Source organism: Ruegeria sp. SATB027 (genome assembly GCF_059613825.1).
The window spans coordinates 207,564-234,161 of the sequence record NZ_JBXWTH010000017.1; the positions used below are offsets into that span (position 1 = coordinate 207,564).

At 56.2% G+C, this 26,598-nt stretch carries 30 protein-coding genes and 1 tRNA gene; 13 read left to right on the forward strand and 18 right to left on the reverse strand.

The window, feature by feature from the left end:
* Positions 1 to 18 precede the first annotated feature (18 nt).
* The 6 genes from pstC to AC2FPW_RS02990 all read left to right on the forward strand — a co-directional run bounded on the left by pstC (position 19) and on the right by AC2FPW_RS02990 (position 5,995).
* The gene (pstC, locus tag AC2FPW_RS02965) at positions 19 to 1,491 is read left to right on the forward strand and encodes a phosphate ABC transporter permease subunit PstC (protein WP_496812508.1); all 1,473 of its coding nucleotides are present in this window, start codon (positions 19 to 21) and stop codon (positions 1,489 to 1,491) included.
* Positions 1,488 to 2,819 (forward strand): phosphate ABC transporter permease PstA, encoded by a 1,332-nt coding sequence (gene pstA / locus AC2FPW_RS02970; RefSeq protein ID WP_496812509.1) that lies wholly within the window; start codon positions 1,488 to 1,490, stop codon positions 2,817 to 2,819. The genes pstC and pstA overlap by 4 nt, the downstream gene beginning before the upstream one ends.
* 12 nt (positions 2,820 to 2,831) lie before the next feature.
* Positions 2,832 to 3,629: a phosphate ABC transporter ATP-binding protein PstB gene (pstB, locus tag AC2FPW_RS02975; protein ID WP_267366513.1), complete on the forward strand. Its 798-nt coding sequence runs from the start codon at positions 2,832 to 2,834 to the stop codon at positions 3,627 to 3,629.
* Between the two features lie 16 nt (positions 3,630 to 3,645).
* Positions 3,646 to 4,347, forward strand: coding sequence for a phosphate signaling complex protein PhoU (gene phoU / locus AC2FPW_RS02980; RefSeq protein WP_267366515.1), 702 nt, complete (start codon positions 3,646 to 3,648; stop codon positions 4,345 to 4,347).
* Between the two features lie 12 nt (positions 4,348 to 4,359).
* Positions 4,360 to 5,049: a phosphate regulon transcriptional regulator PhoB gene (phoB, locus tag AC2FPW_RS02985; RefSeq protein WP_480480935.1), complete on the forward strand. Its 690-nt coding sequence runs from the start codon at positions 4,360 to 4,362 to the stop codon at positions 5,047 to 5,049.
* 178 nt (positions 5,050 to 5,227) lie between these two features.
* Positions 5,228 to 5,995: an SDR family oxidoreductase gene (locus tag AC2FPW_RS02990; RefSeq protein ID WP_496812510.1), complete on the forward strand. Its 768-nt coding sequence runs from the start codon at positions 5,228 to 5,230 to the stop codon at positions 5,993 to 5,995.
* Here AC2FPW_RS02990 and AC2FPW_RS02995 read toward each other — a convergent pair.
* Both AC2FPW_RS02995 and AC2FPW_RS03000 read right to left on the reverse strand, forming a co-directional pair.
* Positions 5,992 to 6,861 (reverse strand): acyl-CoA thioesterase, encoded by an 870-nt coding sequence (locus AC2FPW_RS02995; protein WP_496812511.1) that lies wholly within the window; start codon positions 6,859 to 6,861, stop codon positions 5,992 to 5,994. The two genes, AC2FPW_RS02990 and AC2FPW_RS02995, sit on opposite strands and share 4 nt — an antisense overlap.
* A 51-nt stretch (positions 6,862 to 6,912) precedes the next feature.
* Positions 6,913 to 8,127: a serine hydrolase domain-containing protein gene (locus tag AC2FPW_RS03000; RefSeq protein ID WP_496812512.1), complete on the reverse strand. Its 1,215-nt coding sequence runs from the start codon at positions 8,125 to 8,127 to the stop codon at positions 6,913 to 6,915.
* A 106-nt stretch (positions 8,128 to 8,233) separates the two neighbouring features.
* On the opposite strand from AC2FPW_RS03000, the gene AC2FPW_RS03005 reads away from it, so the two are divergent.
* Positions 8,234 to 8,968: a 2-hydroxychromene-2-carboxylate isomerase gene (locus tag AC2FPW_RS03005; protein ID WP_496812513.1), complete on the forward strand. Its 735-nt coding sequence runs from the start codon at positions 8,234 to 8,236 to the stop codon at positions 8,966 to 8,968.
* A gap of 7 nt (positions 8,969 to 8,975) precedes the next feature.
* Here AC2FPW_RS03005 and AC2FPW_RS03010 read toward each other — a convergent pair whose 3' ends face one another.
* Positions 8,976 to 10,010: a phosphotransferase family protein gene (locus AC2FPW_RS03010; protein ID WP_496812514.1), complete on the reverse strand. Its 1,035-nt coding sequence runs from the start codon at positions 10,008 to 10,010 to the stop codon at positions 8,976 to 8,978.
* 14 nt (positions 10,011 to 10,024) lie between these two features.
* Positions 10,025 to 10,843, reverse strand: a complete 819-nt coding sequence (locus AC2FPW_RS03015; RefSeq protein WP_496812516.1) for an SDR family oxidoreductase — start codon at positions 10,841 to 10,843, stop codon at positions 10,025 to 10,027.
* Between the two features lie 151 nt (positions 10,844 to 10,994).
* Here AC2FPW_RS03015 and AC2FPW_RS03020 point away from each other — a divergent pair, with 151 nt between their 5' ends.
* The 3 genes from AC2FPW_RS03020 (at position 10,995) to AC2FPW_RS03030 (ending at position 13,321) form a co-directional block, all read left to right on the forward strand.
* Positions 10,995 to 11,996 carry an NADPH:quinone oxidoreductase family protein gene (locus tag AC2FPW_RS03020; protein ID WP_496812517.1) on the forward strand — a complete coding sequence of 334 codons (1,002 nt, stop codon included), beginning with the start codon at positions 10,995 to 10,997 and terminating at the stop codon, positions 11,994 to 11,996.
* A gap of 123 nt (positions 11,997 to 12,119) precedes the next feature.
* Positions 12,120 to 12,569, forward strand: a complete 450-nt coding sequence (aroQ, locus tag AC2FPW_RS03025) for a type II 3-dehydroquinate dehydratase (RefSeq protein WP_496812518.1) — start codon at positions 12,120 to 12,122, stop codon at positions 12,567 to 12,569.
* Entirely contained in the window at positions 12,566 to 13,321 is a 756-nt protein-coding gene (locus AC2FPW_RS03030) for an autoinducer binding domain-containing protein (protein WP_480564792.1), read from the forward strand. Before aroQ ends, AC2FPW_RS03030 begins: the two co-directional genes overlap by 4 nt.
* Positions 13,322 to 13,675: 354 nt before the next feature.
* Here AC2FPW_RS03030 and tsf read toward each other — a convergent pair whose 3' ends face one another.
* The 5 genes from tsf to AC2FPW_RS03055 all read right to left on the reverse strand — a co-directional run bounded on the left by tsf (position 13,676) and on the right by AC2FPW_RS03055 (position 17,459).
* Positions 13,676 to 14,551, reverse strand: a complete 876-nt coding sequence (gene tsf, locus AC2FPW_RS03035; RefSeq protein ID WP_480564795.1) for a translation elongation factor Ts — start codon at positions 14,549 to 14,551, stop codon at positions 13,676 to 13,678.
* 77 nt (positions 14,552 to 14,628) lie between these two features.
* Positions 14,629 to 15,411 carry a 30S ribosomal protein S2 gene (gene rpsB, locus AC2FPW_RS03040; protein ID WP_209503940.1) on the reverse strand — a complete coding sequence of 261 codons (783 nt, stop codon included), beginning with the start codon at positions 15,409 to 15,411 and terminating at the stop codon, positions 14,629 to 14,631.
* 166 nt (positions 15,412 to 15,577) lie between these two features.
* Complete coding sequence (gene olsA / locus AC2FPW_RS03045; protein WP_480623031.1) at positions 15,578 to 16,453, reverse strand: lyso-ornithine lipid O-acyltransferase; 876 nt, start codon at positions 16,451 to 16,453, stop codon at positions 15,578 to 15,580.
* Positions 16,419 to 17,174, reverse strand: coding sequence for an L-ornithine N(alpha)-acyltransferase (gene olsB, locus AC2FPW_RS03050; RefSeq protein ID WP_480584232.1), 756 nt, complete (start codon positions 17,172 to 17,174; stop codon positions 16,419 to 16,421). The genes olsA and olsB overlap by 35 nt, the downstream gene beginning before the upstream one ends.
* A 102-nt stretch (positions 17,175 to 17,276) precedes the next feature.
* Complete coding sequence (locus AC2FPW_RS03055; protein ID WP_267364751.1) at positions 17,277 to 17,459, reverse strand: DUF3553 domain-containing protein; 183 nt, start codon at positions 17,457 to 17,459, stop codon at positions 17,277 to 17,279.
* Positions 17,460 to 17,501: 42 nt separating this feature from the next.
* Here AC2FPW_RS03055 and AC2FPW_RS03060 point away from each other — a divergent pair, with 42 nt between their 5' ends.
* Entirely contained in the window at positions 17,502 to 18,098 is a 597-nt protein-coding gene (locus AC2FPW_RS03060) for a histidine phosphotransferase family protein (protein ID WP_496812519.1), read from the forward strand.
* On the opposite strand, the gene AC2FPW_RS03065 is transcribed toward AC2FPW_RS03060, so the two are convergent.
* From AC2FPW_RS03065 to AC2FPW_RS03105, 9 genes are all read right to left on the reverse strand, one after another.
* Entirely contained in the window at positions 18,095 to 19,357 is a 1,263-nt protein-coding gene (locus AC2FPW_RS03065; protein ID WP_496812520.1) for a glutamate-5-semialdehyde dehydrogenase, read from the reverse strand. The two genes, AC2FPW_RS03060 and AC2FPW_RS03065, sit on opposite strands and share 4 nt — an antisense overlap.
* Before the next feature lie 32 nt (positions 19,358 to 19,389).
* Entirely contained in the window at positions 19,390 to 20,496 is a 1,107-nt protein-coding gene (proB, locus tag AC2FPW_RS03070) for a glutamate 5-kinase (RefSeq protein WP_480505190.1), read from the reverse strand.
* A complete protein-coding gene (gene obgE / locus AC2FPW_RS03075; protein ID WP_496812521.1) occupies positions 20,484 to 21,518 on the reverse strand; it encodes a GTPase ObgE in 1,035 nt (344 codons plus the stop codon). Before obgE ends, proB begins: the two co-directional genes overlap by 13 nt.
* Before the next feature lie 37 nt (positions 21,519 to 21,555).
* Complete coding sequence (locus AC2FPW_RS03080) at positions 21,556 to 22,092, reverse strand: GNAT family N-acetyltransferase (protein WP_480472732.1); 537 nt, start codon at positions 22,090 to 22,092, stop codon at positions 21,556 to 21,558.
* Positions 22,089 to 22,697, reverse strand: a complete 609-nt coding sequence (locus AC2FPW_RS03085) for a LysE family translocator (protein ID WP_496812523.1) — start codon at positions 22,695 to 22,697, stop codon at positions 22,089 to 22,091. Before AC2FPW_RS03085 ends, AC2FPW_RS03080 begins: the two co-directional genes overlap by 4 nt.
* Positions 22,698 to 22,793: 96 nt before the next feature.
* Entirely contained in the window at positions 22,794 to 23,063 is a 270-nt protein-coding gene (rpmA, locus tag AC2FPW_RS03090; protein WP_050602452.1) for a 50S ribosomal protein L27, read from the reverse strand.
* An 11-nt stretch (positions 23,064 to 23,074) separates the two neighbouring features.
* Positions 23,075 to 23,686, reverse strand: a complete 612-nt coding sequence (locus tag AC2FPW_RS03095; RefSeq protein ID WP_480480969.1) for a 50S ribosomal protein L21 — start codon at positions 23,684 to 23,686, stop codon at positions 23,075 to 23,077.
* Between the two features lie 219 nt (positions 23,687 to 23,905).
* Positions 23,906 to 24,709 (reverse strand): DUF2059 domain-containing protein, encoded by an 804-nt coding sequence (locus tag AC2FPW_RS03100; RefSeq protein ID WP_496812524.1) that lies wholly within the window; start codon positions 24,707 to 24,709, stop codon positions 23,906 to 23,908.
* Positions 24,709 to 25,551 (reverse strand): DUF2059 domain-containing protein, encoded by an 843-nt coding sequence (locus AC2FPW_RS03105; protein WP_480545580.1) that lies wholly within the window; start codon positions 25,549 to 25,551, stop codon positions 24,709 to 24,711. Before AC2FPW_RS03105 ends, AC2FPW_RS03100 begins: the two co-directional genes overlap by 1 nt.
* 123 nt (positions 25,552 to 25,674) lie before the next feature.
* Between AC2FPW_RS03105 and AC2FPW_RS03110 the strand changes: the two genes are divergently transcribed.
* Positions 25,675 to 25,764: transfer RNA gene (locus tag AC2FPW_RS03110), tRNA-Ser, on the forward strand.
* A gap of 249 nt (positions 25,765 to 26,013) precedes the next feature.
* On the forward strand, positions 26,014 to 26,568 hold the full coding sequence (locus tag AC2FPW_RS03115) for a hypothetical protein (RefSeq protein WP_480545581.1): 555 nt from the start codon (positions 26,014 to 26,016) through the stop codon (positions 26,566 to 26,568).
* Positions 26,569 to 26,598: the final 30 nt, after the last annotated feature.

Genomic DNA, 26,598 nt, shown 5'->3' on the forward strand with positions numbered 1-26,598 from the left:
AGACCAAATGGGGGTTTCATGCCGATAGTATGGCTTGTTCTGATCGTGCTAGCGATTGCTTCAGTCGGTTACGTGTTGGGGCGCTCACGCGCCCTGCAAAGCGCCAAAGGAGATATCCGGGCTTTGCACTCGCTGCCGTCGTATTATGGCGCAAATGTCGCTCTCAAGACGATCGTTCCCGCATTTGGCCTAATGATCCTCTGGTTGCTGGTACAACCGCTTTACGTGAACTCTCAGGTATCCGAAATGATCTCGGGTTCCGCCATCGAAGACGGCGCGTCCCTCAATCTGGTCATGGCCGAGGTCCGTCGCACCGCGTACGGTCTGGATAACGCAGTTGCCGCCGGGCAGATACCCGAGGAACTGGCGCGCAACGCACGCGCGGATGTGATCGATATGACCCAGCGCCTGAAAGATGCCGGGCAAGTGGTGACGTCTGACATCACGCAACCTGTGCTGCGCGCGGCGCAAAGCTATCGGATCATGAATGCATCCGGCTATTCGATCATGGCAGTCGCCGTCATACTGACCGCACTCGCCGGTGCTGCGGTCAGCTGGTTTCAAACTCGCGCGGAATACCGCGCGCGTAATGTGGTCGAGCAGGGGGTGCGTATCCTGTTGCTGGCGGCCGCATCCATCGCAATTCTGACCACTGTCGGGATTGTCCTGTCCCTGGTTTTCAACACTTGGGAATTCTTCAAGCTCTACCCTGCTACCGATTTCTTTTTCGGCACGACATGGGCCCCCAGCTTTTCGGGGCGCGGCGGGTCGTCTGAACTTGGTATTATTCCCTTGTTGTGGGGGACATTCTATATCTCGCTCGTTGCCCTGCTAGTGGCTGTCCCGATCGGATTGTTCGCCGCGATTTACCTCAGCGAATACGCCTCCCCCCGTGTCCGCGCCGTAGCAAAACCGCTGCTCGAGATTCTGGCCGGTATCCCGACCATCGTTTACGGCCTTTTTGCGCTGCTTACTGTTGGTCCGCTTTTGCTTGGCCTGTTCGGGGATGACGGGCTTGGCTGGATGAAGGCTGGCACGGCAGTCATGACCGCTGGGTTGGTCATGGGCATCATGCTGATCCCGTTTGTGTCCTCGTTGTCGGATGACATCATCAACGCGGTGCCGCAGGCCATGCGCGACGGCTCTTACGGACTGGGCGCAACGCAATCCGAAACCATCCGTCAGGTTGTTTTACCTGCGGCCCTTCCGGGTATCGTGGGGGCGATCCTGCTGGCCGCATCGCGCGCCATAGGTGAGACAATGATCGTGGTCCTTGGGGCAGGGGCGGCAGCACGGCTGAGCCTGAACCCGTTTGAAGCCATGACGACGGTCACCGCAAAAATCGTGAGCCAGCTGACCGGAGACGCGGATTTCGCATCGCCCGAGGCGCTTGTGGCCTTTGCACTGGGCATGACCCTTTTCACTCTCACGCTTGGGCTGAACATCTTTGCCCTCTACATCGTGCGTAAGTATCGGGAGCAATACGAATGACCGACGCCAGCATGCAAAGCCCTGAAACAGGTCATCGCTCTGTCTCGCTGACTGTAGCGGATGCACATACCAAAAAACGTGCAAATGCAGAGAAACGATTTCGGGCCTACGGGATTGTCGCTATTGCAACGGGCCTGTTCTTCCTGATCGTTCTGTTCGCCTCAATCCTGTCGCAGGGTATTCCGGCCTTTCAGCGCACTGTTGTCAGCGTGGATTTCACCTTGTCCGCTGCGCAGCGAGACGAGGCGGAAGGTACGTTGTTCAAGACCAAGGCCTATTCCAACCTGTTCATCGCTCAGTTGAGCAAGGAACTGGAAGACCATGGGATCAGCGTTGATTTCGACGAAGCGGCGATCGAACGTCTTCTTGGTAAAATCGGTGGTACAATCCGAACTTACTATGCCGATAACCCCGGCAAGCTGGGTGATCCGGTCAAGTTTGATCTGGCCGCCTCCAGCCGGGTCGACGGGTATTTCAAAGGCCGCGTGTCCCGTGACACCTTGCAGGACAGCCGGTTTCTACAGCTAAGCGATCTGGATCTGGTTGATGCGCTGGAACAGGCGGGCATCATCAAGCAGGCTTTCAACTGGCCGTTCATCACCGGCGCGGATTCTGGCGTTGACAACCCGGGCGGTGCCGGCATCGGCGCCTCGGTCATTGGGTCGTTTTTCATGATGCTGGTGGTTTTGGGCCTGTCGCTGCCCATTGGTGTGGCAGCGTCGATCTATCTTGAAGAATTCGCCCCGCAGAACAGATTCACCGACCTGATTGAAGTGAACATCTCTAACCTTGCAGCCGTGCCGTCGATTGTGTTCGGTATTCTGGGTCTGGCCGTGTTCATCCAGTTCATGCACCTGCCACAATCGGCGCCGCTGGTTGGTGGTCTGGTTCTGACCCTCATGACATTGCCGACGATCATCATCTCGACCCGCGCCTCGCTGAAAGCGGTTCCGCCGTCGATCCGTGATGCAGCGTTGGGGGTAGGGGCCTCGAAAATGCAGGCTGTGTTCCACCACGTGCTGCCTTTGGCCGCGCCGGGCATTCTGACCGGCACCATCATCGGTCTGGCACAAGCCTTGGGTGAAACCGCGCCGTTGTTGCTGATCGGCATGGTAGGCTTTGTGGCGCGGGGATATCCCGACGGGTTCCTTGCCGGCTTTACCGAGCCGAACTCGGCAATGCCCGCCCAGATTTACACTTGGGCCGCACGCGCTGATGTCGGGTTCTACGAAAAGGCCTGGGGCGGAATCATCATCCTTTTGATGTTCCTGCTGACCATGAATATCATCGCTATCATCCTGCGCCGCCGCTTTGAACGCCGCTGGTAATTGGGGGCAATAATGAACGACATGACACGAGTGGAGAGAACCGTGGACTCCAAAGACATCAAGATCAACGCGAAGAAGGTTCAGGTATACTACGGTGATACCCACGCCATCAAGGACGTGAGTGTTGAGATCGAAGACAAGACCGTCACGGCCTTTATCGGTCCTTCGGGTTGTGGAAAATCGACCTTCCTGCGGTGTCTGAACCGGATGAACGACACCATCGATATCTGCCGTGTCGAAGGTGATATCCTGTTGGACGGCGAAGACATTTATGACAAGCGGGTCGACCCCGTTCAGTTGCGCGCCAAAGTCGGCATGGTGTTCCAAAAACCGAACCCGTTCCCCAAGTCGATCTACGACAACGTGGCCTATGGTCCGCGTATCCACGGCTTGGCCAAGAATAAGGCGGAACTGGATGAGATCGTTGAGAAATCACTGCGTCGAGGCGCAATCTGGGATGAGGTCAAGGACCGTCTGGATTCGCCTGGCACGGGTTTGTCAGGGGGGCAACAGCAACGTTTGTGTATCGCGCGCGCCGTGGCAACTGAACCGGAAGTCCTGTTGATGGACGAGCCGTGCTCGGCGCTGGACCCGATTGCAACCGCACAGGTCGAAGAGTTGATCGACGAATTGCGTTCCCGATATTCGGTTGTGATCGTCACCCACTCGATGCAGCAGGCCGCGCGCGTCAGTCAGAAAACGGCCTTTTTCCACCTGGGTAATCTGGTGGAATTCGGTGAAACCGGTCAGATTTTTACCAATCCGGTCGATCCGCGCACGGAAAGCTACATTACAGGCCGTATCGGCTAAGCACAGGTATCAAACAATGAGCGAACAACATATTGCATCTGCTTTTGACCGCGACCTCGAAACAATCCAGGCGCATATCATGAAGATGGGCGGTCTGGTTGAGGCCGCTATCATGGGCGCGGCGCGCTCGCTTGAAAGCCGTGACGTTGAGCTGGCCCAGGAAGTACGACAAGGTGACAAGGCCATCGACGCGTTGGAAGACCTGATCGACGAGGAAACCGCGCGTCTGATTGCGTTGCGCGCGCCCACGGCCAGTGACCTGCGACTGGTTCTTTCGGTCCTGAAAGTATCCGGCAATCTTGAGCGGATTGGCGATTACGCGAAGAACATCGCAAAGCGTACGACCGTTCTGGCCAATGCGGGCGAGATCAGCGGCAGCGCAGCTGCCTTACGCCGCATGGCGCGCGAAGTTGAACGTATGCTGCGCGACGCGTTGGACGCCTATATTCAGCGCGACGCGGAACTGGCCACCGACGTCATCAACCGCGATGAAGAGGTCGACCAGATGTATAACGGCCTGTTCCGCGAATTCCTGACCTTTATGGCCGAGGATCCGCGCAATATTTCGGCCTGTATGCACCTGCATTTCATCGCCAAGAACATCGAGCGTATGGGCGACCATGTAACCTCGATTGCCGAGCAGGTGGTGTATCTGGTTACAGGCGACCGCCCGACCGAGGCTCGGCCCAAGGCCGATATAACGTCGCAAACAGCGTAGGAGAGGCTTGAGATGTCCGCAGATCAACCGACGGTTCTGGTGGTCGAGGATGAGTTGGCCCAACGCGAGGTGCTGGCCTACAACCTTGAAGCCGAAGGTTTTCGCGTCTCAAAGGCGGCCAACGGTGACGAAGCTATGCTACTGGTCGACGAAGACTGCCCGGATATCATTGTTCTGGACTGGATGATGCCCAACCTAAGCGGGATTGAGGTTTGCCGCCGGCTCAAAAGCCGTCCGGACACACGTTCGATCCCGATAATAATGCTGTCGGCCAGATCAGAAGAGGTAGACAAGGTTCGCGGGCTGGAAACTGGTGCCGACGATTATGTGGTCAAACCATATTCGATCGTCGAACTGATGGCGCGTGTCCGAACACAACTGCGCCGCGTCCGACCTGCAACTGTTGGCTTGCGACTGGAGTACGATGACATCATTCTGGATTCGGAAACCCACAAGGTCAGCCGTGACAGCAAGCCCTTGAAACTTGGTCCAACCGAATTCCGGCTTCTTAGCACGTTCATGGAAAAGCCGGGCAGGGTCTGGAGCCGTGAACAATTGCTGGATCGGGTCTGGGGACGCGACATCTATGTCGATACGCGTACCGTTGATGTTCACATTGGACGACTGCGCAAAGCCTTAACGCAACACGGCGGGGATGATCCGGTTCGAACAGTCCGCGGTGCAGGTTACGCGTTGGGATAAATCGCATCAGACCTGTGTTGATCGCATTGGTCTGATGACTGATTGCAGTGGAATCTGAGTATATCTCCGCTACTTTCAATTAGCGTGTAATTGGTATTATGGTAAAAACGTAATACTTGTAATACGGAAGGCAAGCCAACACATTGAAAACACTGTAACGAACCTGTCCGGAATACGCATGGAGCTTAAGAACAAAACTGTCGTTGTCACCGGCGCTGCCCAAGGCATTGGTCGTGGTCTTGCAGAACGGTTTTCCCATGAAGGTGCACGTGTTATCTGCTCGGATGTCGACATCGCTGGCGCAAATTTGGTCGCGGAGCAAATTGGTGGTCAGGCGTATCCCTGCGACGTTTCCAGCGAAGTGCAGATCAAGGCTCTGATTGATTTTGTTGAAGAAACTGTCGGTCCAATTGACCTGTTTTGCGCAAATGCCGGAATTCTGACGCTTGGCGGTCTCGATGTTGCGGACGAAGACTGGGATCGGATCTGGAAGATCAATGTCATGTCCCATGTCTGGACTGCTCGCCATCTGGTTCCACGCATGGTTCGTCGCGGCGGCGGATATATAATGATAACTGCGTCTGCGGCAGGTTTGCTGAACCAACCTGGTGCAGCCCCATATGGGGTTACCAAACACGCGGCTGTAGGATTTGCCGAATGGCTTTCGCTGACATATGGCGCTGAAGGATTGAAAGTCTCGGTCCTGTGTCCGCAGGCAGTACGTTCGAAAATGACCGAAGGCCATGAAATCTCAGTAGCTTCGATTGATGGGATGCTTGAGCCCAGCGATGTGGCTGAATCCTGTGTGCAAGCTATTCGAAATGAACGGTTTTTGGTTCTGCCTCATCCACAAGTCGCTGATTATTTGCAATTCAAAGCGGCTGATTACGATCGGTGGCTTGGTGGAATGAAAAAGTTAAATCAAAGGTTTATAGGCAATACTTAAGGTCGCGCGCGAATTCTGCGCATCAATCCTTCCTGTGCGACAGATGCAACAAGGGTACCGTCCTCGGAATAGATCGATCCACGGTTAAAACTGCGTCCCTGCCCCGTCCACGGCGAGTCCATTACGTAAAGATGCCAGTTCTGAAAATTTACCGGTGCGTGAAACCATAGCGCGTGGTCCAGACTTGCGCCGTTGAACTCTCCGCTAAACCAGCTCAGACCGTGTGGCCGCAATCCAGAGGACATCAGGTTCATGTCAGACGCATATGCCAGCAGTAAGTGCTGCGTTCTGGTGTCAACGGAAGCGGCAGCGGGCATACGGAACCAAGTCTGGTTTCGATCATCAGAGACTTTCGGTGTGAATGGATCCAGGTGATCGACTTCCCGAACCTCGATCGGGCGTTCGCGCAGCAATTCGCCTCGTAACCTTTCTGGAACACGTTCAACATATGTTTTACGCAATTCAGATCGGGACGGGTACGCTTCCGGTGCGTTCACGACGGGCATCGGATGCTGATGGTCCCAACCTTCGTCCCGGACATGAAAGGATGCCGACATGTTCAGTATTTGCTTTCCATGCTGAATCGCAACCACACGGCGGGTTGTGAACGAACCTCCGTCTCGCGCGCGATCAACTTGATAAATAACGGGTTTCTCTGGATCTCCCGGGCGAATGAAATAGGCGTGTAGCGAATGGCACAACCGCTCTTCAACAGTCCGATACGCCGCAGCGAGCGCTTGCGCGATGACCTGTCCGCCAAAGATGCGTGTGGGCGTTTCACCGCCCGACCCTGTCCCGCGAAACAGATCGACCTCAAGCCGTTCAATATCCAGAAGATCCAGTAAGATACGTTCCGCTTCGGTCATCGTCTGCTCGCAAGTTGTGTCGTCCGGCACCGGGTATCAGTACAGAGGAAATCATTCAATCATGGCCGCATGAACCAGTGCCTTGAGTTCGGCGCGGGATGGGTACGAACTTGAGGGGGACAGTTGGGTAAAGAAAATCGCCGTCAGGTCATTCTGCCAATCAATCCAGAAATAGGTCGACGCCATTCCACCCCAGCTGAAATCCCCGATAGAGCCGGGAACCCTTACCAGACCGGGATTCAGAACAACCGCACCGGCTAGCCCAAAGCCCATTCCTTCCATCGGTTGCTCTGCGAAACTCTGCGGACCCATTGACGCAATGTCCCCGGGAAGGTGATTGCGCATCATGAAATCGACGGTTTTCGGGCCAAGTATGCGGTACCCGTTCCCGGCCCCCCGATTTCGAAGCATGTCCGCGAATTTGGCATAATCATCGATTGTCGAAATCAGACCGCCACCGCCGGAAAAGGTCGTCGTGTTTTCGAACGGGGATTCTATGTGGGAATCGAACAGTCTTAGGCTTTCGCTACCGTGATCCGCGGAATTCAGGGCCATCGCGTCGCCAGCCAATGGGGTGTAGAGCGATGCGAAACGATCCCCTGCCCCAGCGGGTACGGAAAAACCTGTTTCGCGCATGTCCAGCGGCTCAAGGATCTCGCTTCGAAAGAACTGCTCCAATGACTGGCCCGAGACCACCTCGATCACTCGACCCAGCACGTCAATCCCGACCGAGTATTCCCAGCGTGCACCGGGTTGGAACGCCAGTGGCAGCCCAGCCAGATCGCGCACAAGATGTTCCAGAGGCCCCTGATTGGGTTTGAAAATAAGGTCCCGTTCATCCATCGCTTGGGGCAAAAGCCCCGGGTTGAACGGGTAGCTTAGCCCACTGGTATGCGTCAGTAACTGATGTAGTGTTGGAGGCGGTGCGGCCTCGGTCTGATCTAGTTTCTCCGCCCCCGGGACCAGCGCCTGCATATCTTTGAATTCAGGTAGAAACTCAGACACAGGCGCGTTCAGGTGAACAAGCCCGCGTTCGACCAATGTCATCAACGCGACCGATGTGACCGGTTTGGTCATGGAATAAATGCGCACCAGCGTGTCGCGTTGGAATTGCCGGCCAGTCTCGAGGCTGCTGAGACCACAGGCATGAAAAAAGGCCTCACTCCCTTTGTGGTGCAGCAAAAAGGATGATCCGGCATATTTGCGCTGCTCAACATAGTTTTCCATCCAATGGCTAAGCCGATCTAGCCGGTTTTGATCAAACATGGATTGCCTGTGGGACATTTGGGAACTTCCGTGAGGTACTAAACTGCGACTGTTTGAGCTTGTGACCTGAAATAGCAGCAAAAAGTTGCGTGTTGCAGAGAAATTCGTGAACGGGCTTCATCAGCGTGCCTCACAATGGAATGCTAGACTGATTTCGACGCAGATTCGCCTGAAGTTCAATGAACAAGATTTCAAGGAACCGAAAGGGAGGAACCCCATGACGCAGACCATAGACTTCATTTACGATTTTTGCAGCCCGAACGCGTTTCTCGCCCATAAGATGCTCCCCGATCTTGCCGAGCGCTATGACGCAAGCATTACTTATGTTCCTGTCCTGCTGCCTGCGGTGTTCAAGGCGACGCATAACCAAAGCCCATTTCAGGCGTATTCCGAAAACCGCCAAAAGACAGCCTATTTGACGCATGATCTGCACCGGTTTGCCCGCCGTCGTGGGTTGAGCTTTCATATGAGCCCGCATTTTCCGATCAACACAAAACTTGCCATGCGCGGCGCGTGTTTTGCCAATGGAAAACCTTGGGAAGTCAGATATATAAACGCGGTTTTTGATGCGATATGGGTACATGGTCAGAAGGCGGACGAGATCGGTGTCCTAACGGATATCCTGCATGAAAACGACTTGCCCGTTCGCAAAATTCGCGAAGCCATGACGAGCCCCGACGTTAAACTGAAACTGAAAGAGATAACCAAGTCGTCGGTTCGGCGAGGTGTGTTTGGGGTTCCCAGCATGTTCACCGGGGCTGAGCTGTTTTTTGGAAAGAACAGTCTGCCAAATCTTGAGGTTGAACTTTCAAGGCAAGATAGTGACATAAAAACAGCTTGATAGGTCGTCACTCTAATGTGGACTCAATTGCTTTCAGGCCGTGCTGGGCGAATATAGGAACATATGCGCCAAAAGCCTTTGCGCGGTCGGGGTCTGACGCGTTGCCATCCAGCGCGCGTTTGTAGACACCCTGTAGAATGCCCGCCATGCGAAAGAAATTGAAGCCCAGATAAAAGCCGAAATTGTCTATGCCATCCAGGCCTCGACGTTTGCAGTATTGGGCAATGAATGCCTCATCGCTGGGCAGGCCCAGGCTGTTTCGATCCACACCCGCCAGCCCCCGGCCCTGTTTTCCCGGCGGCAACTGCCATTGCATGATTACTGCGGCCAGATCCGCATAAGGGTGACCGATCGTCGACAGTTCCCAATCCAACACCCCGATACATTCCGCCCGGTTCGGCGCAAACATCAGGTTGTCGATGCGGTAATCCCCATGCACCAGCGTGCGCTGTCCGTCATCGGCCGGTACCGAGGTCTCTAGCGCTGAAGCCAGCGCATCCATATCCGCAATGGCCGAGGTCTCGGACGCGCGGTATTGCTTGGTCCAGCGCGCGATCTGACGCTCGTAATAGTTGCCAATCGGCCCATAGTCAGACAGGCCAACGGCATCGATATCCACCATGTGCAATTGGGCAAGAACCCTGTTCATTTCGTCAATGATGGCGGCGCGGGTTTCGTTGCTTTCTTTGGGCAGGGTTGGGTCCGGAAACACCCTGCCCTGCAAGCGTTCCATCACATAGAAGGCCGAGCCGATGACGTTGTCGTCTTCACACAGCAGATACATCTTGGGCACCGGAACCTCGCTCCCGGCAAGGGCGCTTTGAACCCGAAATTCGCGATCAACGGCATGTGCCGATTTCAGCAATACGCCGGCGGGCTTTCGGCGCAGCACATAGGCTTTCTCTGGTGTGCGTAACTCAAACGTCGGGTTGGATTGCCCGACATCAAATTTCCTCGCCTCCAATGGCCCGTTGTAGCCGGAAAGATGCGCGCTCAGATACGCATCTACCGCCGCCAGATCCAGTTTGATTTCGGTTTTCATTGGCTGTCTTCCCGTCACAGGGCCTCGGCAAAGATGTTTCCGGCGGTCACCACGTTGATCCCACCCGAAACCGGGATCACTGCGCCTGTCACATAGCTGCCGCCGCGACCGCACAGGAACAACATACAGCCTGCAATATCCTCGTCCCGTCCGACGCGACCCAGAGGTACAGACTTGCCAACCCGTTCTCTGGTATCCTCATCGGCTGTCGCAAAGGCAGTCATGCGCGACACAAACGGCCCCGGAGCGAGTGCGTTAACCGTGATGTGGTGCGGTGAAAGTTCCTTGGCCAAGACCTTGGTCAGGTGCAAAACAGCAGCCTTTGAGGCCGAATAGCTGTAGGCCCCATCGCCCATTGGGACTTCACCCATGACTGACCCCACATTGACAATGCGCGCCGGGTCTTCGGCGGTGCCTGATTTCATTAGCATTGGCAAAAGCCGCTGGGTCAGTTCGAATATCCCTGTCACGTTGACAGACATGACCTTTTCCCATGCATCGTAGGGAAACTGCCCCATGGGAGCACCCCAGGACACCCCCGAGTTGTTCATCAGGATGTCCAGTTTGTCCGTACGCTCCTGAATGTCAGAGACCAGCTTGCCTATACCGACTGCGCTGCCAATGTCACCGGCAAAGCCTTCGGAACTGCCCGGCGCGTCCAGCGCGTTCAGTTCTGCGGCGACCTCGGCACAGGCGTCCCCTTTTCTTGAGGCAATGAGCACGCGCGCGCCCGCACGAACCAGCGCCTCGGCTGCCATGCGGCCAATACCTGTCGCTCCACCTGTTACCAAAGCGGTTTTGCCGTGAAGCGAAAAGAGGGTGTCGGGGGTCATTTTGTGCTCCTCAGTTTCTTTGTCACCAGTTCATCCTGATACAAATTGCGTTCCTCTTGCCGTCGCGGCAGGCGTTGGACCGTAGCGTTGACAAAAAACCATGCTGCACCAAAACTTCCTCGACACAAAGTACAGGCAGATCAGAGGCGGTATGCAAGCATTACTCAGCGTCGCACCGGGCGGTCCCGAAACCCTGGAGCTTACGACCCTACCAGATCCGCAGCCGGGCAAAGGTCAGCTTTTGATCGGTGTGAAAGCAGCGGGCGTGAATTTTCCGGACACGTTGATTATCCGCGATCTGTACCAGATGAAGCCGCCACGGCCCTTTGCTCCGGGCGGTGAAATTGCGGGTGAAGTTCTGGCTGTGGGCGAAGGCGTCAATGGATTTAAGCCAGGCGACCGTGTTTTGGCCCTAACCGGGCATGGTGGGTTTTCGACCCATGTCACGCTCAAGGCGGACGCTGCAATCCGAATTCCTGATGCGATGCCCTATGAAGATGCCGCCTGTTTCATTTTCACCTACGGCACGTCGTACCACGCGTTGAGGGATCGGGCGGAGATTCAACTTGGTGAAACCCTGTTGGTACTGGGTGCCGCCGGAGGTGTGGGGTCAGCCGCCATTGAACTGGGCAAAGCCATGGGTGCCAGGGTGATCGCAGCTGTTTCATCACCTGAAAAGGCCGAATTCTGTAGCCAGATTGGTGCCGATGACGTGGTGATTTACCCGCGCGACATGGACAAGGATGCGCAAAAAGCCTTCTCAGCCGAAGTTAAGAAACTTGCCGGTCCTGACGGCGTAGACATCGTCTACGACGCTGTTGGGGGTGCGCTGGCCGAACCGTCCCTGCGCAGCATAGCCTGGAAAGGTCGTTACCTTGTCGTCGGTTTTCCGGCGGGCATTCCGCGGATTCCTTTGAATCTGGCGCTTTTGAAAGGATGTCAGATCGTTGGTGTGTTTTGGGGCGCGTCAGTTTTCCGCGACCCAATCGGCCATGCTGACAACGTCAAGAACCTGTTCGATCTTTACACAGCCGGCAAAATCAAACCGCGAATTAGCGCGCGGTTCCCGCTTGCCCGCGCGCACGAGGCGCTTGAACAATTGTCGCAGCGATCCGTTCTGGGGAAAATCGTTGTCACCATGGCGGAAAGTTGAAGCCGTGAACAAAACAGCGACCCGCTTCGTACACCGGTTTTTCGACTGTACTCGATCCGGCAAAGGCAGGTAGACAACCCAACCTTTAGGCGTCTATGTACCATTAATGGGGATCGTGAAGACATGCACAAAGTTTTGGTATTGAATGGCCCAAACCTCAACCTGCTTGGCACACGGCAGCCTGAGGTTTACGGCAGCACCACTCTGAAGATGATCGAGGAGGAGTGCCAGCGCCATGGCGCGTCCATTGGCCTTGAAGTCTCGCATCTGCAATCCAACCATGAGGGTGTGTTAATTGATGCGATCCACGGCGCACGCGGTGTGCAGGATGGCCTTGTGATCAATGCGGGGGCGTTCACACACACGTCGGTTGCGTTGATGGATGCCATCGCGTCAGTTGAACTGCCGGTTGTCGAAGTTCACCTGTCAAACATCCATGCAAGGGAAGCATTCCGTCACAAGTCCTATATCGCGCCTGTTGCTCTGGGTCAGATCTGTGGCTTTGGTGCCCAAAGCTATGTTCTTGCTCTGGACGCGCTGGCCGCGCATTTGAAAGCAGGTGGAACGGCATGACCCTCAGGGATTATCTGCGGTTTGTCAGCTATGCCAAGACCCTGGAAGACCTGTGGGATGCGCATTGCCGACAGATGGCGGAATTCGGGTTCGATCGCCTTATCTACGGCCACACGCAATACAGGACGGCAACCTCATTGGGTGATCCAGAGGACTTTGTCATTCTGACTAACCATAACCGTGCCTATGTGGATGGCTTCATCAAGGACGGTTTGTATTTTCACGCCCCCATGTTGAAATGGGCGCTGGACAATGAAGGTGCCGCCAGCTGGAAAATGTTGCTGGACATGCACTCTCGCGGGTCGATGACCGATAAAGAGCGCGAAGTTTTCGAGTTCAATAAGTCCATGGGCGTCGTTTCTGGTTACACCATCAGCTTCAACTCGGTCTCTGTGCGCTCGAAAGGGGCGATTTCCCTATCCGCCAAGGAAGGGATGAGCCAGGAAGACATTGACGCGATCTGGCAAGAGCATGGCGAAGACATTCTTTTGATGAACAACGTTGCGCATCTGAAGATCCTGACATTGCCTTTCAACCCACCGAACCGGGCCCTGACAAAGCGTCAGCGCGAGGCGTTGCAATGGGTTGGTGACGGCAAAACCACGCAGGACATAGCCCTGCTGATGGGCCTGACAGCGGCAACTGTCGAAAAGCATCTTCGACTCGCCCGTGAGGCGTTGTCGGTTGAAACGACGGCTCAGGCTGTTTTGAAGGCATCTTTGCATAATCAGATGTTCATTATGGAAGTTTAGGAGTGTTTTTATGACGCCATCTCGCGTCAGTTTACCCTAGGTAAGGAAATCACTACTTTTCAAATCTAACCTAAAAGTTGCAAAGTGAGAGTGTTCCGTGAGTGGTGGCTTTAGCCAGGGAACATTCGGTTGGATCTTTGCGATTTCAAAGCTCTCCAATCACTCTGACAAGGGGGCGCCTATTCGTCCGCGTACCTGTGTCGGAATTTTGGGGGGCCTCGACCATCCCCATCATGCGGGGCCCTCCAATCCTTCACTTCTTTGCCAATTCTCTGATGTGCCACCAACAAAAAAGGGCTACGCGACGCGTAACCCTTTCACTTTGTTCAGCAAGGCCCCTGTCGGAGCCTTTCTTTAGCCCTGAGCAGCTTTTGCGACTTCGGCAGCGAAGTCTTCTTTTTCCACAACGATGCCTTCGCCAACTTCCAGGCGAACAAAGCCGGTGATGGTTGCGCCTGCTTCTTTTGCAGCGGCTTCAACGGTCAGATCAGGGTTCACAACGAATTGCTGGCTCAGCAATGTCGATTCGGCGACGAATTTCTTCATGCGACCTTCGATCATCTTTTCGATCACCTGCTCCGGCTTGCCGGATTCGCGGGCGATGTCCATCTGAACCTGCTTTTCCTTCTCGACAATTGCCGGGTCCATGTCGGCCTCAGACAGGGCGGCCGGGTTCACAGCGGCGATGTGCATCGCAACCTGCTTGCCGATAGCTTCATCACCACCCGACAGTGCAACCAGCACACCGATTTTGCCCATGCCGTTGGTCGCAGCATTGTGCACATAAGACACAACAGTGTCGCCCGACAGTTTGGCCATGCGGCGCACTGACATATTTTCGCCAATAGTGGCGATCTTGTCGGTCAGGGTGTCGGCAACGCTTTTGCCGCCCAGATCAGCGGTCAGTAGCGCTTCGATGTTGTCCACACCTTCAGCCGCGTTTGCAATCTTGCTGACCATTTCCTGGAACTCAGCGTTTTTCGCAACGAAATCGGTTTCCGAGTTCACTTCGACAGCAACACCGTTGCCACCGTTGACGTGAACAGCAACCAGACCTTCTGCTGCGGTACGGCCAGATTTCTTGGCCGCTTTGGCCAGGCCTTTGGTACGCAGCCAGTCAACGGCGTCGTCCATGTTGCCGCCGGTTTCGGTCAGCGCTTTTTTTGCGTCCATCATGCCTGCGCCGGTCGAGTCGCGCAGTTCTTTAACCATTGCTGCTGTGATTGCCATCTTTTGGCTCTCCTCAATTCAAACGGAATTGGGGCAGGTCATACCCTGCCCCATATGTCATTTACGTGACGGGCAGCTTACGCTTCGGCTGGGGCTTCTGCGGCTTCTTCCGCAAGAGCTTCTTCAACCGGAGCTTCTTCGAATGCGCCCAGGTCTACGCCTGCTGCACCCATCTGCGCGGTCATACCGTCCAGAGCGGCGCGTGCGGCCAGATCGCAGTACAGAGCGATTGCGCGAGCTGCGTCGTCGTTGCCGGGGATGATGTAGTCAACGCCATCGGGCGAGCAGTTGGTGTCGACAACAGCCACAACCGGGATACCCAGTTTGTTGGCTTCTGCGATGGCCAGTGCTTCTTTCTTGACGTCGATGACGAACAGCAGGTCCGGAACGCCGCCCATTTCGCGGATACCACCCAGCGATGCCTGAAGTTTGCCCTGGTCACGTTCCATGCCCAGACGCTCTTTCTTGGTCAGGCCTTCTGCGCCCGATTCCATTGCTTCGTCGATCTGGTTCAGACGGTTGATCGACTGGGAAACGGTTTTCCAGTTGGTCAGGGTGCCGCCCAGCCAGCGGTGGTTCATGTAGTACTGAGCCGACTTTTCAGCCGCTTCAGCGATCGGGCCAGCGGCCTGGCGCTTGGTACCAACGAACAGAATGCGGCCACCTTTTGCGACGGTGTCACGAACAGCCTGCAGAGCCTGATCCAGCATCGGAACAGTCTGGGTCAGGTCCATGATGTGGATGCCATTGCGCGAGCCGTAGATGAACGGGCCCATGCGGGGGTTCCAACGCTGTGTCTGGTGACCAAAGTGAACGCCAGCTTCCAGCAGCTGACGCATGGTGAACTCGGGAAGAGCCATGCTATTTTCCTTTTCCGGTTTACGCCTGGGCGGGGGTGAAAGAAGCGGACGCTCCAACCGGCGGTCTTGATGAGGATGTCTCCCTCAAAAAGGCCAAACCCCGCCTGCGGGTTTGAATGGCGCGCGTATAAGGCAGGTTTGCGCGCTACGCAAGGGCCAATCGCCCTTATTTTTCAAGCTGCGCCAATGCGTGCGCATGCCTGACGGCGTCTTCACAATGGGCCGCCAGAGCCTTGCGGTTTTCAAAGTCGCTGACCCGCGCTGGCGCATGATATATTAGTTCAACCGTTCCTTGCCGACGTGCGCCAAGGGTCTTCAGCAAATGCGGCCCGAACTCCATATCCCCCCACCAGCCATAAAAGCGTTTTGGCTGGCCTTTGGGCGCGTGAAACACCACAGAAACGGGTTGGATAAACATGAATTCACGCAACTCATCTGCAAAGAACGCGGCGAAAAGCGTTGTTTTGAAAGGTAAAATGCGAAGCCCGTCGGTTGAGGTGCCTTCGGGGAAAAACAACAGTTTGTGACCCACTTTCAGGCGGGTTTCAAACAGCTTGGTCTGTTCCTTAGCTTTCTTGCGATCCCGTTCGATGAAAAGCGTCCCGGTCGCACGGGCCAGCCAGCCGATACCGGGCCATTTGGCCACTTCTGCCTTGGAGACAAAATAGACCCGCTTGCGCGCGTTCAGAGCAAAGATATCCAGCCAGGACGTGTGGTTTGCCACCACCGCCCCCCTCTCTTTCATCAGCGCGCCTGATGTTCGGAACCCGATGCCAAGAATTCGAAACGCGTTGCGGCAGACAAACTGCGTGATGAACGGCGTCACAGGTCGCCGGACGCCGAAAATCGGATACTCGATCAGACGAACGGCCAGAAGGATGATCAGGCCACCAAAGACAAGGGCCGCCAGCGGGACTCCGCGCAGAATGACCAGAACCCATCCGGTAACGCCCAGCTCGATCGGATCGGGCGCGTCTTCACTATTCCAGAGCGGGTCGTTCACAGCGTCACGCCCCGCCATAAATTCGACGCTGCCGTTCATTCATGCGCGTCGTGTCGAGGATCAGGCACACATCCGTTGTGTTGAAGGTGTGGTCGATAAAGGCGCCCTCGCCCACGAAACCACCCAAGCGCAGGTAGGCTTTGATCAATGCTGGCACCTGAACCATGGCGGCGCGGCGGTCCAAAGCCTCTGGTTTCACAAGGTTCATCGACTGAAAAACATCGGGCTGCGCCCGTACGCGCAACTCTGGCGGAGCCAGATGGTTGTGGTGAAGCATCGACAAGGGCTGCGCCAATGTGGTCACGTCTGTTCCGTGAAAACTCGCTACGCCGAACAGCACCTCAATGTCACGTTCCGCTACATAAGCGGCCAAACCGTTCCACAGGTGGTACATTGCCGTACCCCCACGGTAGTCGGGGTGCAGGCACGACCGTCCCAACTCCAGCAGTTTGCGCCCGCTGTTCTTGAGAACGGTCAGGTCATATTCATCTTCGGAATAGAATTGCCCCAGTTCCGCAGCACGTTCGCCCGGTAACATCCTGTAGACGCCAATGATTTCGCCGGTGTGATCATCATAGGCCAACATATGATCGAAATACGGGTCGAAACGGTCTTTCTCGAGGCCAGCATCGTGATCAACCATCTCTCCGCCGCCCCCCAACTCACGCACGAAGACGTCATAGCGCAGGCGTTGAGCTGCTTGCAGGTCGGCTTCGGTCTCGGCCAGTTTTACAGTGAAAGAAGGGCCAGTATCCGGCATATGGGGCGATCCGTGTTCTTTTGGCTGCTGATACCGCAGTTTTTCAGCCAAAGGCAACAAGCCCCGCTTCGGTCAGCGTTGTTAACCTTTCCTAAACCACTTTCACAGATCAAAGACCGGCATCAGGGCGATGCGCGTTCCGTCGATCACCACTTTTCCCTGCTCGCGAAAGTTCACGGTGATCTTGCCTGCAATGTTGGACTGAACCTGTCCGACGCCCCATTCGGGAAAATCCGGGTGGCGGACAAACATGCCCGGTGCAAGTATAGCATTCATGTCTGTCATAGGGGCCTCCGGGACGTGCGGCAGATACAGTCGGAGGTACGCATGGGCGAGAGCAACGTCAACCTGGCCGAATTGATCGGTTCGCGGATTTGCCATGATCTGATCAGCCCGATCGGCGCGATCACCAACGGGCTTGAGCTGTTGGATATGGTGGGCGCCGTACAGGGCCCCGAGATGGAACTGATCTCGGGCAGTGTCGGAAGTGCCGGGGCACGTATTCGCTTTTTCCGCGTTGCCTTTGGCTCGGCCAGTGATCAGCCGCTTGGGCGGACAGAAGTAACCGAACTGCTGAAAGATATCGAGCGTGCCGGGCGGATACGGGTCAACTGGAACCTGACCGGTCCAGTGCCGCGTAATCAGGTCAAACTGGCCTTTCTGGCGCTTATGTGCTGCGAAAGTGCCATGCCTCTGGGCGGCGCGGTCGAGATCGTCAATCAGGGCAACAATTGGATAGTGACCGGGGTTGCAGACCGGTTGAATGTCAATGGTGATCTTTGGAAGAACGTTATGACAGGTCGGTTTCCCACCAAGATCACGCCCGCGCACGTTCAGTTCGCGTTGCTGCCTGAAACGGCAGCTGCGATGGGTCGGCGGATTGCCGTTGAAACCTCGGCAACCCGCGTGTCACTTCGGTTTTAAGCCCGGATCGTTCCGTTCCCGCGCACGAGATATTTGAAACTGGTCAATTGCGCCGCCCCAACCGGCCCGCGCGCGTGCATCTTGCCCGTCGCGATTCCGATTTCTGCCCCCATGCCAAACTCGCCACCATCCGCAAACTGAGTCGAGGCATTGTGCATAAGGATTGCGCTGTCCAGACGCTCAAAGAAACGGGCCGCTGCTGCGTCATCCTCGGTCATGATGCAATCGGTGTGGTTCGAGCCGTATTGCTGAATATGAGCAATCGCGGCATCGATATCGGCAACGGGCTTCGCCGCGATCACGCTGTCGAGGAACTCTTTTCCCCAGTCATCCGCCGTAGCAGCAACTGTACCCTCTCCAGCGAGAACACCGTCGGCGTGAACCTCGACGCCTGACTGGACCAGTGCCGCAACCACGTCACGCCCCAGTGTGTCGGCGATATCCTTATGAACCAGCAAGCATTCAGCGGCTCCGCAAATACCAGTGCGGCGGGTCTTGGCATTCAGTACCACTTCCAGCGTTTTCTGCGGATCAGCAGCCTTGTCGATGTAAATGTGCACGATGCCTTCGAGATGAGCAAAGACCGGCACACGGGCCTCTCGTTGTACAAGTCCCACCAGTCCCTTGCCTCCGCGTGGGACGATGACGTCGACATAGTCGGTCAATGTCAGCAACTCCTGCACCGCGGCGCGGTCGCGTGTGGGCACCAGTTGAATGGCGTCTTCAGGCAGGTTCGCGGCCTTTAGCCCTTCGACCAGACAGGCATGGATCGCGGTTGAGGAATGAAAGCTTTCGGATCCGCCACGCAGGATTACCGCATTGCCCGATTTCAGGCACAGCGCCCCGGCATCCGCAGTCACGTTGGGTCGGCTTTCATAGATCACGCCGATAACCCCCAACGGTGTCCGGACCCGCTGGATGTTAAGGCCCGTGGGCATATTCCATTCAGACAGAACCTCACCAACCGGATCGGCCTGATCTGCGACGGTTCTCAGCCCGTCCACCATGCCCTGAACACGCGCCTCATCCAGCATCAGGCGATCCATCATTGCGGGGCTCAGTCCCTTGTCGCGGCCGAATTCCAGATCTTTTTGATTAGCTTCGATGATCCGTGCCCGGTTGGCCCAAACCGCGTCGGCGGCTGCAATCAGTGCTGCGTGCTTTCGTTCAGCTGTTGCGAAAGCCAGTTCACGCGAAGCGGCTTTGGCACGTTTCCCAAGATCTTCCATCAGAGCAGGAATGCTGTCGAAGTCTTTCATATCGCGTGCCTTTCAGATCATCTTATTGAAGGTTAAAGGGCCAGGTCGTCCCGGTGGATGAGGGCTGCGCGACCGGGATAGCCCAGCGTCGCTTCAATCTCAGAAGACTTACGCCCCTTGATCGCATCGGCTTCCTGCGCCGTATACCGGCTGATCCCCTGAGCCAGACGGCGGGATTCCAGATCAAGGACGGCGACAGGATCGCCACGACCGAAATCTCCGGTCACTTCCACAATCCCGGCAGGGAGCAGGCTTTTGCCATTGGCCAGTGCCTTGGCCGCCCCCTCGTCCACGGTAATCTCACCCCGAGGTTTCATCGCCGAAATCCAGCGTTTGCGGGCTGCGTGTGGATCCAATGTCGCGGTAAACCATGTGGAATTGGCACCGTTTTCGAGCGTTTTCAGAGGGTTAAGAACCGACCCTTCGGTAATCGCCATGGCGCAACCGCCCGCGGTTGCCATCTTGGCTGCCAACAGTTTTGTCTTCATCCCGCCTTTTGACAGGCCCGAGCCCGCATCACCGGCCATGGCTTCAATCTGGGGTGTGATCCTGTCGATTGTCTCGAAGCGCTTCGCCGAAGTGTCTTCCTTGGGATTGCCCGAATAGAAGCCATCCACATCCGACAGCAGAATCAGTTGGTCGGCCCCTACTGTCACGGCGATTTGCGCGGCCAGACGGTCATTGTCGCCATATCGGATTTCGTCCGTTGCGACCGTGTCGTTTTCATTGACGATCGGCACGACGCCCAACCCAAGCAGAGTTTCCAAGGTTGCGCGTGAGTTCAGATACCTGCGGCGATCTTCGCTGTCTTCAAGCGTCACCAGAACCTGCGCCGTGGTGATCCCATGGGGTGCCAACGCTTCTTCATAAGCGCGTGCAAGCCGGATTTGCCCAACCGCAGCAGCTGCCTGTGACTGTTCCAAGGGCAGTGCCGCCATCGGCAGGCCCAGAACGCCGCGGCCCAGTGCAATCGAACCGGACGAAACAAGGATTACATCTTTCCCCTGCCCCTTGAGCCAGGAAACATCCTGCGCCAACGACAGCAGCCAGTCAGACCGCAGCAGGCCAGTGTCGCGATCAACCAGCAAAGCCGACCCGATTTTTACCACCAGACGGCGTGCCGAGGTCAGGGTTGCCAAGGCTGTGCCTCCTCAGCGGGTTTCTGACGCACACGGTTGTCGTCAATCTGGCTGCGCAGCGCCCGCAGAACTTCGGTTACACCCAGATGTGCCACACCGGACATGGTCATGACGGGGCCGCCCACGGCTTCCTCAAGCTCTTCGACGGCAAGGGCACGTTCTTCGTCATCCAGCGCGTCGATCTTGTTCAGAACAGTGATCCGGGGCTTTTCAGCCAGTTCACCGCCATAGGCTTCCAACTCGTGAATGATCGTGCGGTAATCATCGGCGACCGTCGCAGAGGTGCCATCGACCAGATGCAACAACACGGCACAGCGTTCCACGTGACCCAGAAAACGGTCACCAATGCCACGGCCTTCATGAGCACCTTCGATCAGGCCCGGGATATCGGCCACAACAAATTCGACGTTGTCCACGCCGACAACGCCCAGATTGGGGTGCAGCGTGGTAAACGGATAGTCGGCAATCTTGGGCCGCGCATTCGACGTGGCCGCCAGAAAGGTCGACTTGCCTGCATTCGGCATACCCAAAAGACCCACATCGGCGATCAGCTTGAGCCGCAGCCAGATTGTGCGGTCAATCCCCGCCTGCCCCGAATTGGCGCGGCGCGGGGCCTGATTGGTGGCGGACTTGAAATGCAGATTGCCGAAGCCGCCATTGCCGCCCTTGGCCAGCAGAACGCGTTGCCCGACTTCGGTCAGGTCGCAGATGACGGTTTCTTCGTCTTCGTCCAGGATTTCAGTGCCAACCGGAACACGCAGAACGATATCGTCCCCATCCTTGCCGGTGCGTTGCTGCCCCCGGCCCGGTTGCCCGTTTTTGGCGAAGAAGTGTTGCTGATAGCGGAAGTCGATCAGGGTGTTCAGCCCATCCACAACTTCGGCCCAGACAGACCCGCCTTTGCCGCCGTCCCCGCCATCGGGGCCGCCGTATTCGATAAACTTTTCGCGTCTGAAGCTGACGCAGCCGCTACCGCCGGCCCCGGACCGGATGTAGACCTTTGCGAGATCGAGAAATTTCATGTGTGTCCCCTACTGCAAAGGCCCCATCGGCCACAAGTCAGAGTTTTTTACTGTATGTCCAGGTGGGCACATTCGCATCGCGCGCCACCGAATAGCTTTCCGCATCGCCCAGATACTGGAACCCGCAATGGGTCAGGACCCGGGCCGAGGCCGGATTATCCTGAAACACACTGGCAAACATCGTCGCGTTTTCCAGCGGGTTGGCGTTAACAAGCGCTTCCACAGCCATCGAGGCAATGCCCGTGTTCCAATAGATCGGCGCGACCCAATAGCCGACTTCAGACTGATTCCGATCAAGCCGTTTCAGCGAAATTACACCGATCAGTTCCGGGCCACCGTCCTTGGTGGCATCCATGACCCAGACGTCCTCGTCCCGGTTGTCAGCCATCGAACGGGTTACAAAGGCTTCGATCGAACCGGGGGCCAGTGGATGTGCAATACTGGTGGTCATCCGCGCCACGCGCTCATCACCTGCGTAATGCTCGATAAGGCCCATATCCGACCGGCGCAGGGGGCGCAGGTCGAACCGCTCGGTTTCAATGACCGGCTGATTTATTATTGTCTCAAGCTTCATTGGTGTGTTCCTCCTCCGAACAACACGAATAGTACGGACGCGACCGTAAGACCCGCCAACGTCCACATCAGATATTTTTCCGCCGGGCGACCTTCAACCGCATGCGCGATTCTATCCCCCGCAAAAGTCCAGATCGGGTGCAGAACAATCTGGCAGATCAACAAACTAAGAGCGATCGTGAGCGTTGCGTCAAAGCTGGACGTCCCCGCCGCGACAAAGCCCGTAAAACCTGCAACAATCATGGCCCAGGCTTTTGGGTTCAGCGGATGCACGAACAACCCCGCCCAGAATCCCGGAACATCACCAACCACAGTTTCGCGCGACAGTCGCAAACTCGCGATCTTCCACGCCAGCCAGCAAATATATGCAGCCGAAGCATATTTCAGCGCCGCAAAGGCCGTCGGAACCTGTTCCGCCAGTTCCAGCAGACCAAAGCCCACGGGCCAGATAATCAGCTGCTTACCAAGCACGACACCGGCCACAAAAGGTAATGCGGCACGAAACCCATAGCGCGCACCCGTTCCCAGCAGGACCATGTTGGCCGGCCCCGGCGTACCGACCTGAGAGGCGGCAAAGATCAGGAAACTGGTGGTTGCGACTGTCATCGGTTCTTTCGATCACGACTGCGTTAAAACGAGAAAGGGGACCGGCACTTTGTGCCGGTCCCCCATGAATTTTTCTTAAACCTTCTGGGTCTCGGCTTACTCTGCGGCCTCCGCCACTGGCAGGACCGAAATAAAGGTGCGGTTTTTAAGTCCCTTGTGGAACTTCACGGCGCCATCGACAGTTGCAAAGATGGTGTGATCTTTGCCAATGCCTACGCCTTCGCCCGGCCAGAACTTGGTGCCGCGCTGACGCACGATGATGTTGCCTGCGATAGCGGCCTGGCCACCATACAGTTTTACGCCAAGGCGACGACCAGCTGAGTCGCGACCGTTACGGGAGGAACCGCCAGCTTTTTTATGTGCCATTCTCTCTCTCCTTAGCCTTTAGCCAATTCTTTGGCTTGCTCAACCCATTCGGGTTTCACTTTGACCGTTTCGATAGCAGCAATCTGCTCATCCGACAAGGCGGCCAGAGCGGCAAAGCTCTCGATACCGGCCTCAACCAGCTTCTTGGCGGCGGCAGGGCCGACACCGTTCAGTTGGGTCAGATCGTCAGCAGCGGCAGCAGCGGGTGCTTCAGCCTTGGCTTCGGCTTTCTTGGCAGGCTTTGCAGCGGGTGCCGCCTCGCCAGCCGGAGCGGAACCGGTTGCAGCTTTGATGCCGGATTTGTCGGCGCCCGACGCCAGAATGTCGGTGATTTTGACCAGTGTCAGTTTCTGACGGTGGCCAACGGTACGCTTCGAGCTGTGCTTACGACGGCGTTTGACGAACTTGATGACCTTGTCACCTTTGATCTGTTCGATCACTTCGGCCTGAACGCCTGCGCCTGCAACGAAAGGTGCGCCAACGACCGGAGCGTCACCGCCCAGCATCAGAACATCGTTGAATTGAACTTTTTCACCTGCGTCGGCAGCAAGTTTTTCAACGCGGAGGATATCGCCCGCCTGAACCTTGTACTGCTTGCCGCCAGTCTTGAGGACCGCAAACATGCGTCTTTCCTTTTCTAACCCGCGTTCTGTGGTCCCCGGTTGGGTGTTTTGGCCCCAAGAAACTTGAAAGCCACCTCGAACAGCGCGCCCTTTTCGGGCTGTGTGAATGGCCCCTGACAACGTCATGAGGGCCAAATAATAACGATACCCGGCGCGGAAAACCGGCCGGGATGCGCGCTTATCCATAGATTACAGGTAAAAGTCAACACCAAAGCGGCGTCAAAGATCGGACGCCCTCAGCGCCTGTACAACCGCCTGCCCCAGGCGATAGGAAATATCATTGAACATGCGATCAAAGCCGTCAAACACGGCGTCATTCAGGGCCTGTCCCGTCTCGGTTCTGGAAAACGCGATATTTTCGCGCATCTGCGCCTCGTCCAACGGGCGGTAGGCCATAAGAAGAAACGAGAAAAGCCACTCCTCAGTGTCCTCGGCCCGGCTATCTTTCTGCAACAAAAGCTCTGCCAGCAGTTCCTGATCATCGGTCCGCGCATCAACATCAAGCCCCTGAAAGAAGCTGTAGTCAGACGTCAATGCCCCCTGAACATTCTTTTCGATCAGGTCATTTGCCTCGATATATTCCTTGACCAAAGCAAACTGAGCGGTGCTGCGTTCTGCGGATTTGTAGGCTTCTCGGGCCATGTCTTCGATTGCCTGATCCGACATGGCGCGCCGGGCCGAGTTTTCCAGTGTTACGATGGTCTGGCCAAGATCGCTTTCAAAAAACAAGATGGCCTGATCAAGCTGAACATCGGACATACCTTCTTTGAAGGCGTCCGTCAGATGTTCCCGCATCCAAAGGGGATCGTAGATACGATTGACCTGCGACTCGAAAAAAGCGCCACCCTTGTTATCCAAAAAAGTATCGTCAAGAGTTTCGCGATGGCCCTGCCCCTCGTGAACAAGGATTTCCATCACCTGTGTCAGACGCATGGCTTGTGCCAGCCGATCGACTTTTCCATCGGCATACAGCGGCAGTGCCCAACACAGGGCGACCACAAATGCCAGAATTACGCGCTGCATCAAATGTCCTGTGCCGGGTGCAACTCGGCCATCCGTGCGGCCAGAACCTCGAACCTCATGGCCATGATCTCATATTGGATGGCGTTCAACAGCTCGTAAACTTCCTGCATCAGCGGCTGTTCCAGCGCGTCAACATATGTATCGACATCAGCGTCGGAAAAACCCTGATAGGTGTAAGCAGCGCCCGCCAGATTGGACAATTGCAGTGACTGACGCATTGCCGGTTCATTTTGCTTCATCAATTCACGCAGTTCATCCCCGTCCAGCTGTAGCTCGATGACTCCCGATGCGCTGGCCGCCAGCAGGAAGCGCACCTGAATTTCCTGCAAGGCACGCAACGCCGTACCTGTGGAATCGATCGCGGCGTTCATGCGTTTAAAACTTTCGACCCGTTTCGACCCGTTCTTGATCAGATCAGAAATGATCCTTTGGCCTGCCAATTGCTTGACGTCATCGTCTTCTTGCATGTGTGAGGCATTTTCGGCCACGACCAGACGTTGACCAAGGTTAGACGCGTAAAACTCGACAGCGTGTGCCAGGGCCTCGTCACTTAGGGTCTGTTCCAGAATGGAAACTGCGGTGTCGTGCATTGCACCGACTTCAAAAACCTCGTCCGTCAAACGGGTCCAGTCCGAGCCGAAACCCTCTGGGTCAACACCCAACATCTGCGGCGCGGACCGTGAGCTCAGGGCGATGCTTTCAAGAGCTACGTCAAAACCGGTCGTCGTCAAAAAAGCCTCAATCCGATCCCGGTTCGCCGCAGAAAGCTCCAAAGGAACCAGAACAAGTGCCAGAAACGGGGCGAGAAACCAAAAGGCGATGCGGTGTGCAAACTGTGTCATACCTTTCAGAGTAGGTGTTTTGCGCTGGCAGGCAACGGAAAATCCCGGCAATCACGATTTCCGGAATTTTCTGCTTGCGCCCCCGTTCGTTCCTGACTAAATCCCCCCCTCACAGACCCCCGCGGAGAGGTGCCGGAGTGGTCGAACGGGGCGGTCTCGAAAACCGTTGTGGGTGCAAGCCCACCCAGGGTTCGAATCCCTGTCTCTCCGCCACAATCCCAATATCGAAGGCTGTCAGAAAACGTCTTCCGGTCTGATTTGGGTTCTCAACAAAATTGCAAGTGGTCCGCTGTCAGAAACTGTAGTGGCCTGGGTCACCCGGCGTGTTCTTGCCGTGAAATCTGGTGCAATCAGCGTAGCACGGCCCAAACCTGTATTCTGCTGAGAATTCACAGGAATTCCCCTTTGTATCCCCGCTACATTTAACGCATCCCAGCGACACATTTTCCAAAGGAGACACACATGTCGCGTATTCTTATCCTGATCATCATCGCCGCTGTTGGTGTTGGTGGTTACTACTATCTCAACCAGTCCGAACAAACCCCGGCTGAACAAGTGCAATCCGCAGCGCAGGAGGCGGGCGATGCAGTGGCTGATGCCGCGTCAACCGCTCAGGAAGCTGCGTCTGATGCGCTGGAAGGTGCAACAGAACAGGCCAGCGAGGCAGCTTCATCCTTGACCGAACAGGCGCAGGAAGCCGCATCGTCGGTTGCCGACCAAGCCAGTGAGGCAGCTTCGTCTGTTGCGGAACAAGCATCCGAGGCAGCGCAGCAAGCCGGTGATCAGGTGGCGGCGCTGGCGGGTCAGGGACAGGAATTGCTGAGCTCCTGGATTCAGGAAGGCAAGCTGGACCCCACCAATTTCGACTATGAAGGTATCATGAGCTCGATTCAGGACAGCACATTGGCCACGGATCTGAAAGAACAGGCGATCAAGATTGTAAATGACATTAAAGAGTCGCCTGAAACCATCGCCTTGAAGATTCAGGAACTGACCGCGCTGTTGACGCAGCAATAACAAAGAAGGGGCCGGTTGCCAGTTCCCGGC

Coding starts and splice junctions, on each gene's coding strand:
- pstC (WP_496812508.1), top strand. CDS start 19: ATGCCGATAGTATGGCTTGTTCTGATCGTGCTAGCGATTGCTTCAGTC.
- pstA (WP_496812509.1), top strand. CDS start 1,488: ATGACCGACGCCAGCATGCAAAGCCCTGAAACAGGTCATCGCTCTGTC.
- pstB (WP_267366513.1), top strand. CDS start 2,832: ATGAACGACATGACACGAGTGGAGAGAACCGTGGACTCCAAAGACATC.
- phoU (WP_267366515.1), top strand. CDS start 3,646: ATGAGCGAACAACATATTGCATCTGCTTTTGACCGCGACCTCGAAACA.
- phoB (WP_480480935.1), top strand. CDS start 4,360: ATGTCCGCAGATCAACCGACGGTTCTGGTGGTCGAGGATGAGTTGGCC.
- AC2FPW_RS02990 (WP_496812510.1), top strand. CDS start 5,228: ATGGAGCTTAAGAACAAAACTGTCGTTGTCACCGGCGCTGCCCAAGGC.
- AC2FPW_RS02995 (WP_496812511.1), bottom strand. CDS start 6,861: ATGACCGAAGCGGAACGTATCTTACTGGATCTTCTGGATATTGAACGG.
- AC2FPW_RS03000 (WP_496812512.1), bottom strand. CDS start 8,127: ATGTTTGATCAAAACCGGCTAGATCGGCTTAGCCATTGGATGGAAAAC.
- AC2FPW_RS03010 (WP_496812514.1), bottom strand. CDS start 10,010: ATGAAAACCGAAATCAAACTGGATCTGGCGGCGGTAGATGCGTATCTG.
- AC2FPW_RS03015 (WP_496812516.1), bottom strand. CDS start 10,843: ATGACCCCCGACACCCTCTTTTCGCTTCACGGCAAAACCGCTTTGGTA.
- AC2FPW_RS03020 (WP_496812517.1), top strand. CDS start 10,995: ATGCAAGCATTACTCAGCGTCGCACCGGGCGGTCCCGAAACCCTGGAG.
- aroQ (WP_496812518.1), top strand. CDS start 12,120: ATGCACAAAGTTTTGGTATTGAATGGCCCAAACCTCAACCTGCTTGGC.
- AC2FPW_RS03030 (WP_480564792.1), top strand. CDS start 12,566: ATGACCCTCAGGGATTATCTGCGGTTTGTCAGCTATGCCAAGACCCTG.
- tsf (WP_480564795.1), bottom strand. CDS start 14,551: ATGGCAATCACAGCAGCAATGGTTAAAGAACTGCGCGACTCGACCGGC.
- rpsB (WP_209503940.1), bottom strand. CDS start 15,411: ATGGCTCTTCCCGAGTTCACCATGCGTCAGCTGCTGGAAGCTGGCGTT.
- olsA (WP_480623031.1), bottom strand. CDS start 16,453: ATGAACGGCAGCGTCGAATTTATGGCGGGGCGTGACGCTGTGAACGAC.
- olsB (WP_480584232.1), bottom strand. CDS start 17,174: ATGCCGGATACTGGCCCTTCTTTCACTGTAAAACTGGCCGAGACCGAA.
- AC2FPW_RS03055 (WP_267364751.1), bottom strand. CDS start 17,459: ATGACAGACATGAATGCTATACTTGCACCGGGCATGTTTGTCCGCCAC.
- AC2FPW_RS03060 (WP_496812519.1), top strand. CDS start 17,502: ATGGGCGAGAGCAACGTCAACCTGGCCGAATTGATCGGTTCGCGGATT.
- AC2FPW_RS03065 (WP_496812520.1), bottom strand. CDS start 19,357: ATGAAAGACTTCGACAGCATTCCTGCTCTGATGGAAGATCTTGGGAAA.
- obgE (WP_496812521.1), bottom strand. CDS start 21,518: ATGAAATTTCTCGATCTCGCAAAGGTCTACATCCGGTCCGGGGCCGGC.
- AC2FPW_RS03080 (WP_480472732.1), bottom strand. CDS start 22,092: ATGAAGCTTGAGACAATAATAAATCAGCCGGTCATTGAAACCGAGCGG.
- AC2FPW_RS03085 (WP_496812523.1), bottom strand. CDS start 22,697: ATGACAGTCGCAACCACCAGTTTCCTGATCTTTGCCGCCTCTCAGGTC.
- rpmA (WP_050602452.1), bottom strand. CDS start 23,063: ATGGCACATAAAAAAGCTGGCGGTTCCTCCCGTAACGGTCGCGACTCA.
- AC2FPW_RS03095 (WP_480480969.1), bottom strand. CDS start 23,686: ATGTTTGCGGTCCTCAAGACTGGCGGCAAGCAGTACAAGGTTCAGGCG.
- AC2FPW_RS03100 (WP_496812524.1), bottom strand. CDS start 24,709: ATGCAGCGCGTAATTCTGGCATTTGTGGTCGCCCTGTGTTGGGCACTG.
- AC2FPW_RS03105 (WP_480545580.1), bottom strand. CDS start 25,551: ATGACACAGTTTGCACACCGCATCGCCTTTTGGTTTCTCGCCCCGTTT.
- AC2FPW_RS03115 (WP_480545581.1), top strand. CDS start 26,014: ATGTCGCGTATTCTTATCCTGATCATCATCGCCGCTGTTGGTGTTGGT.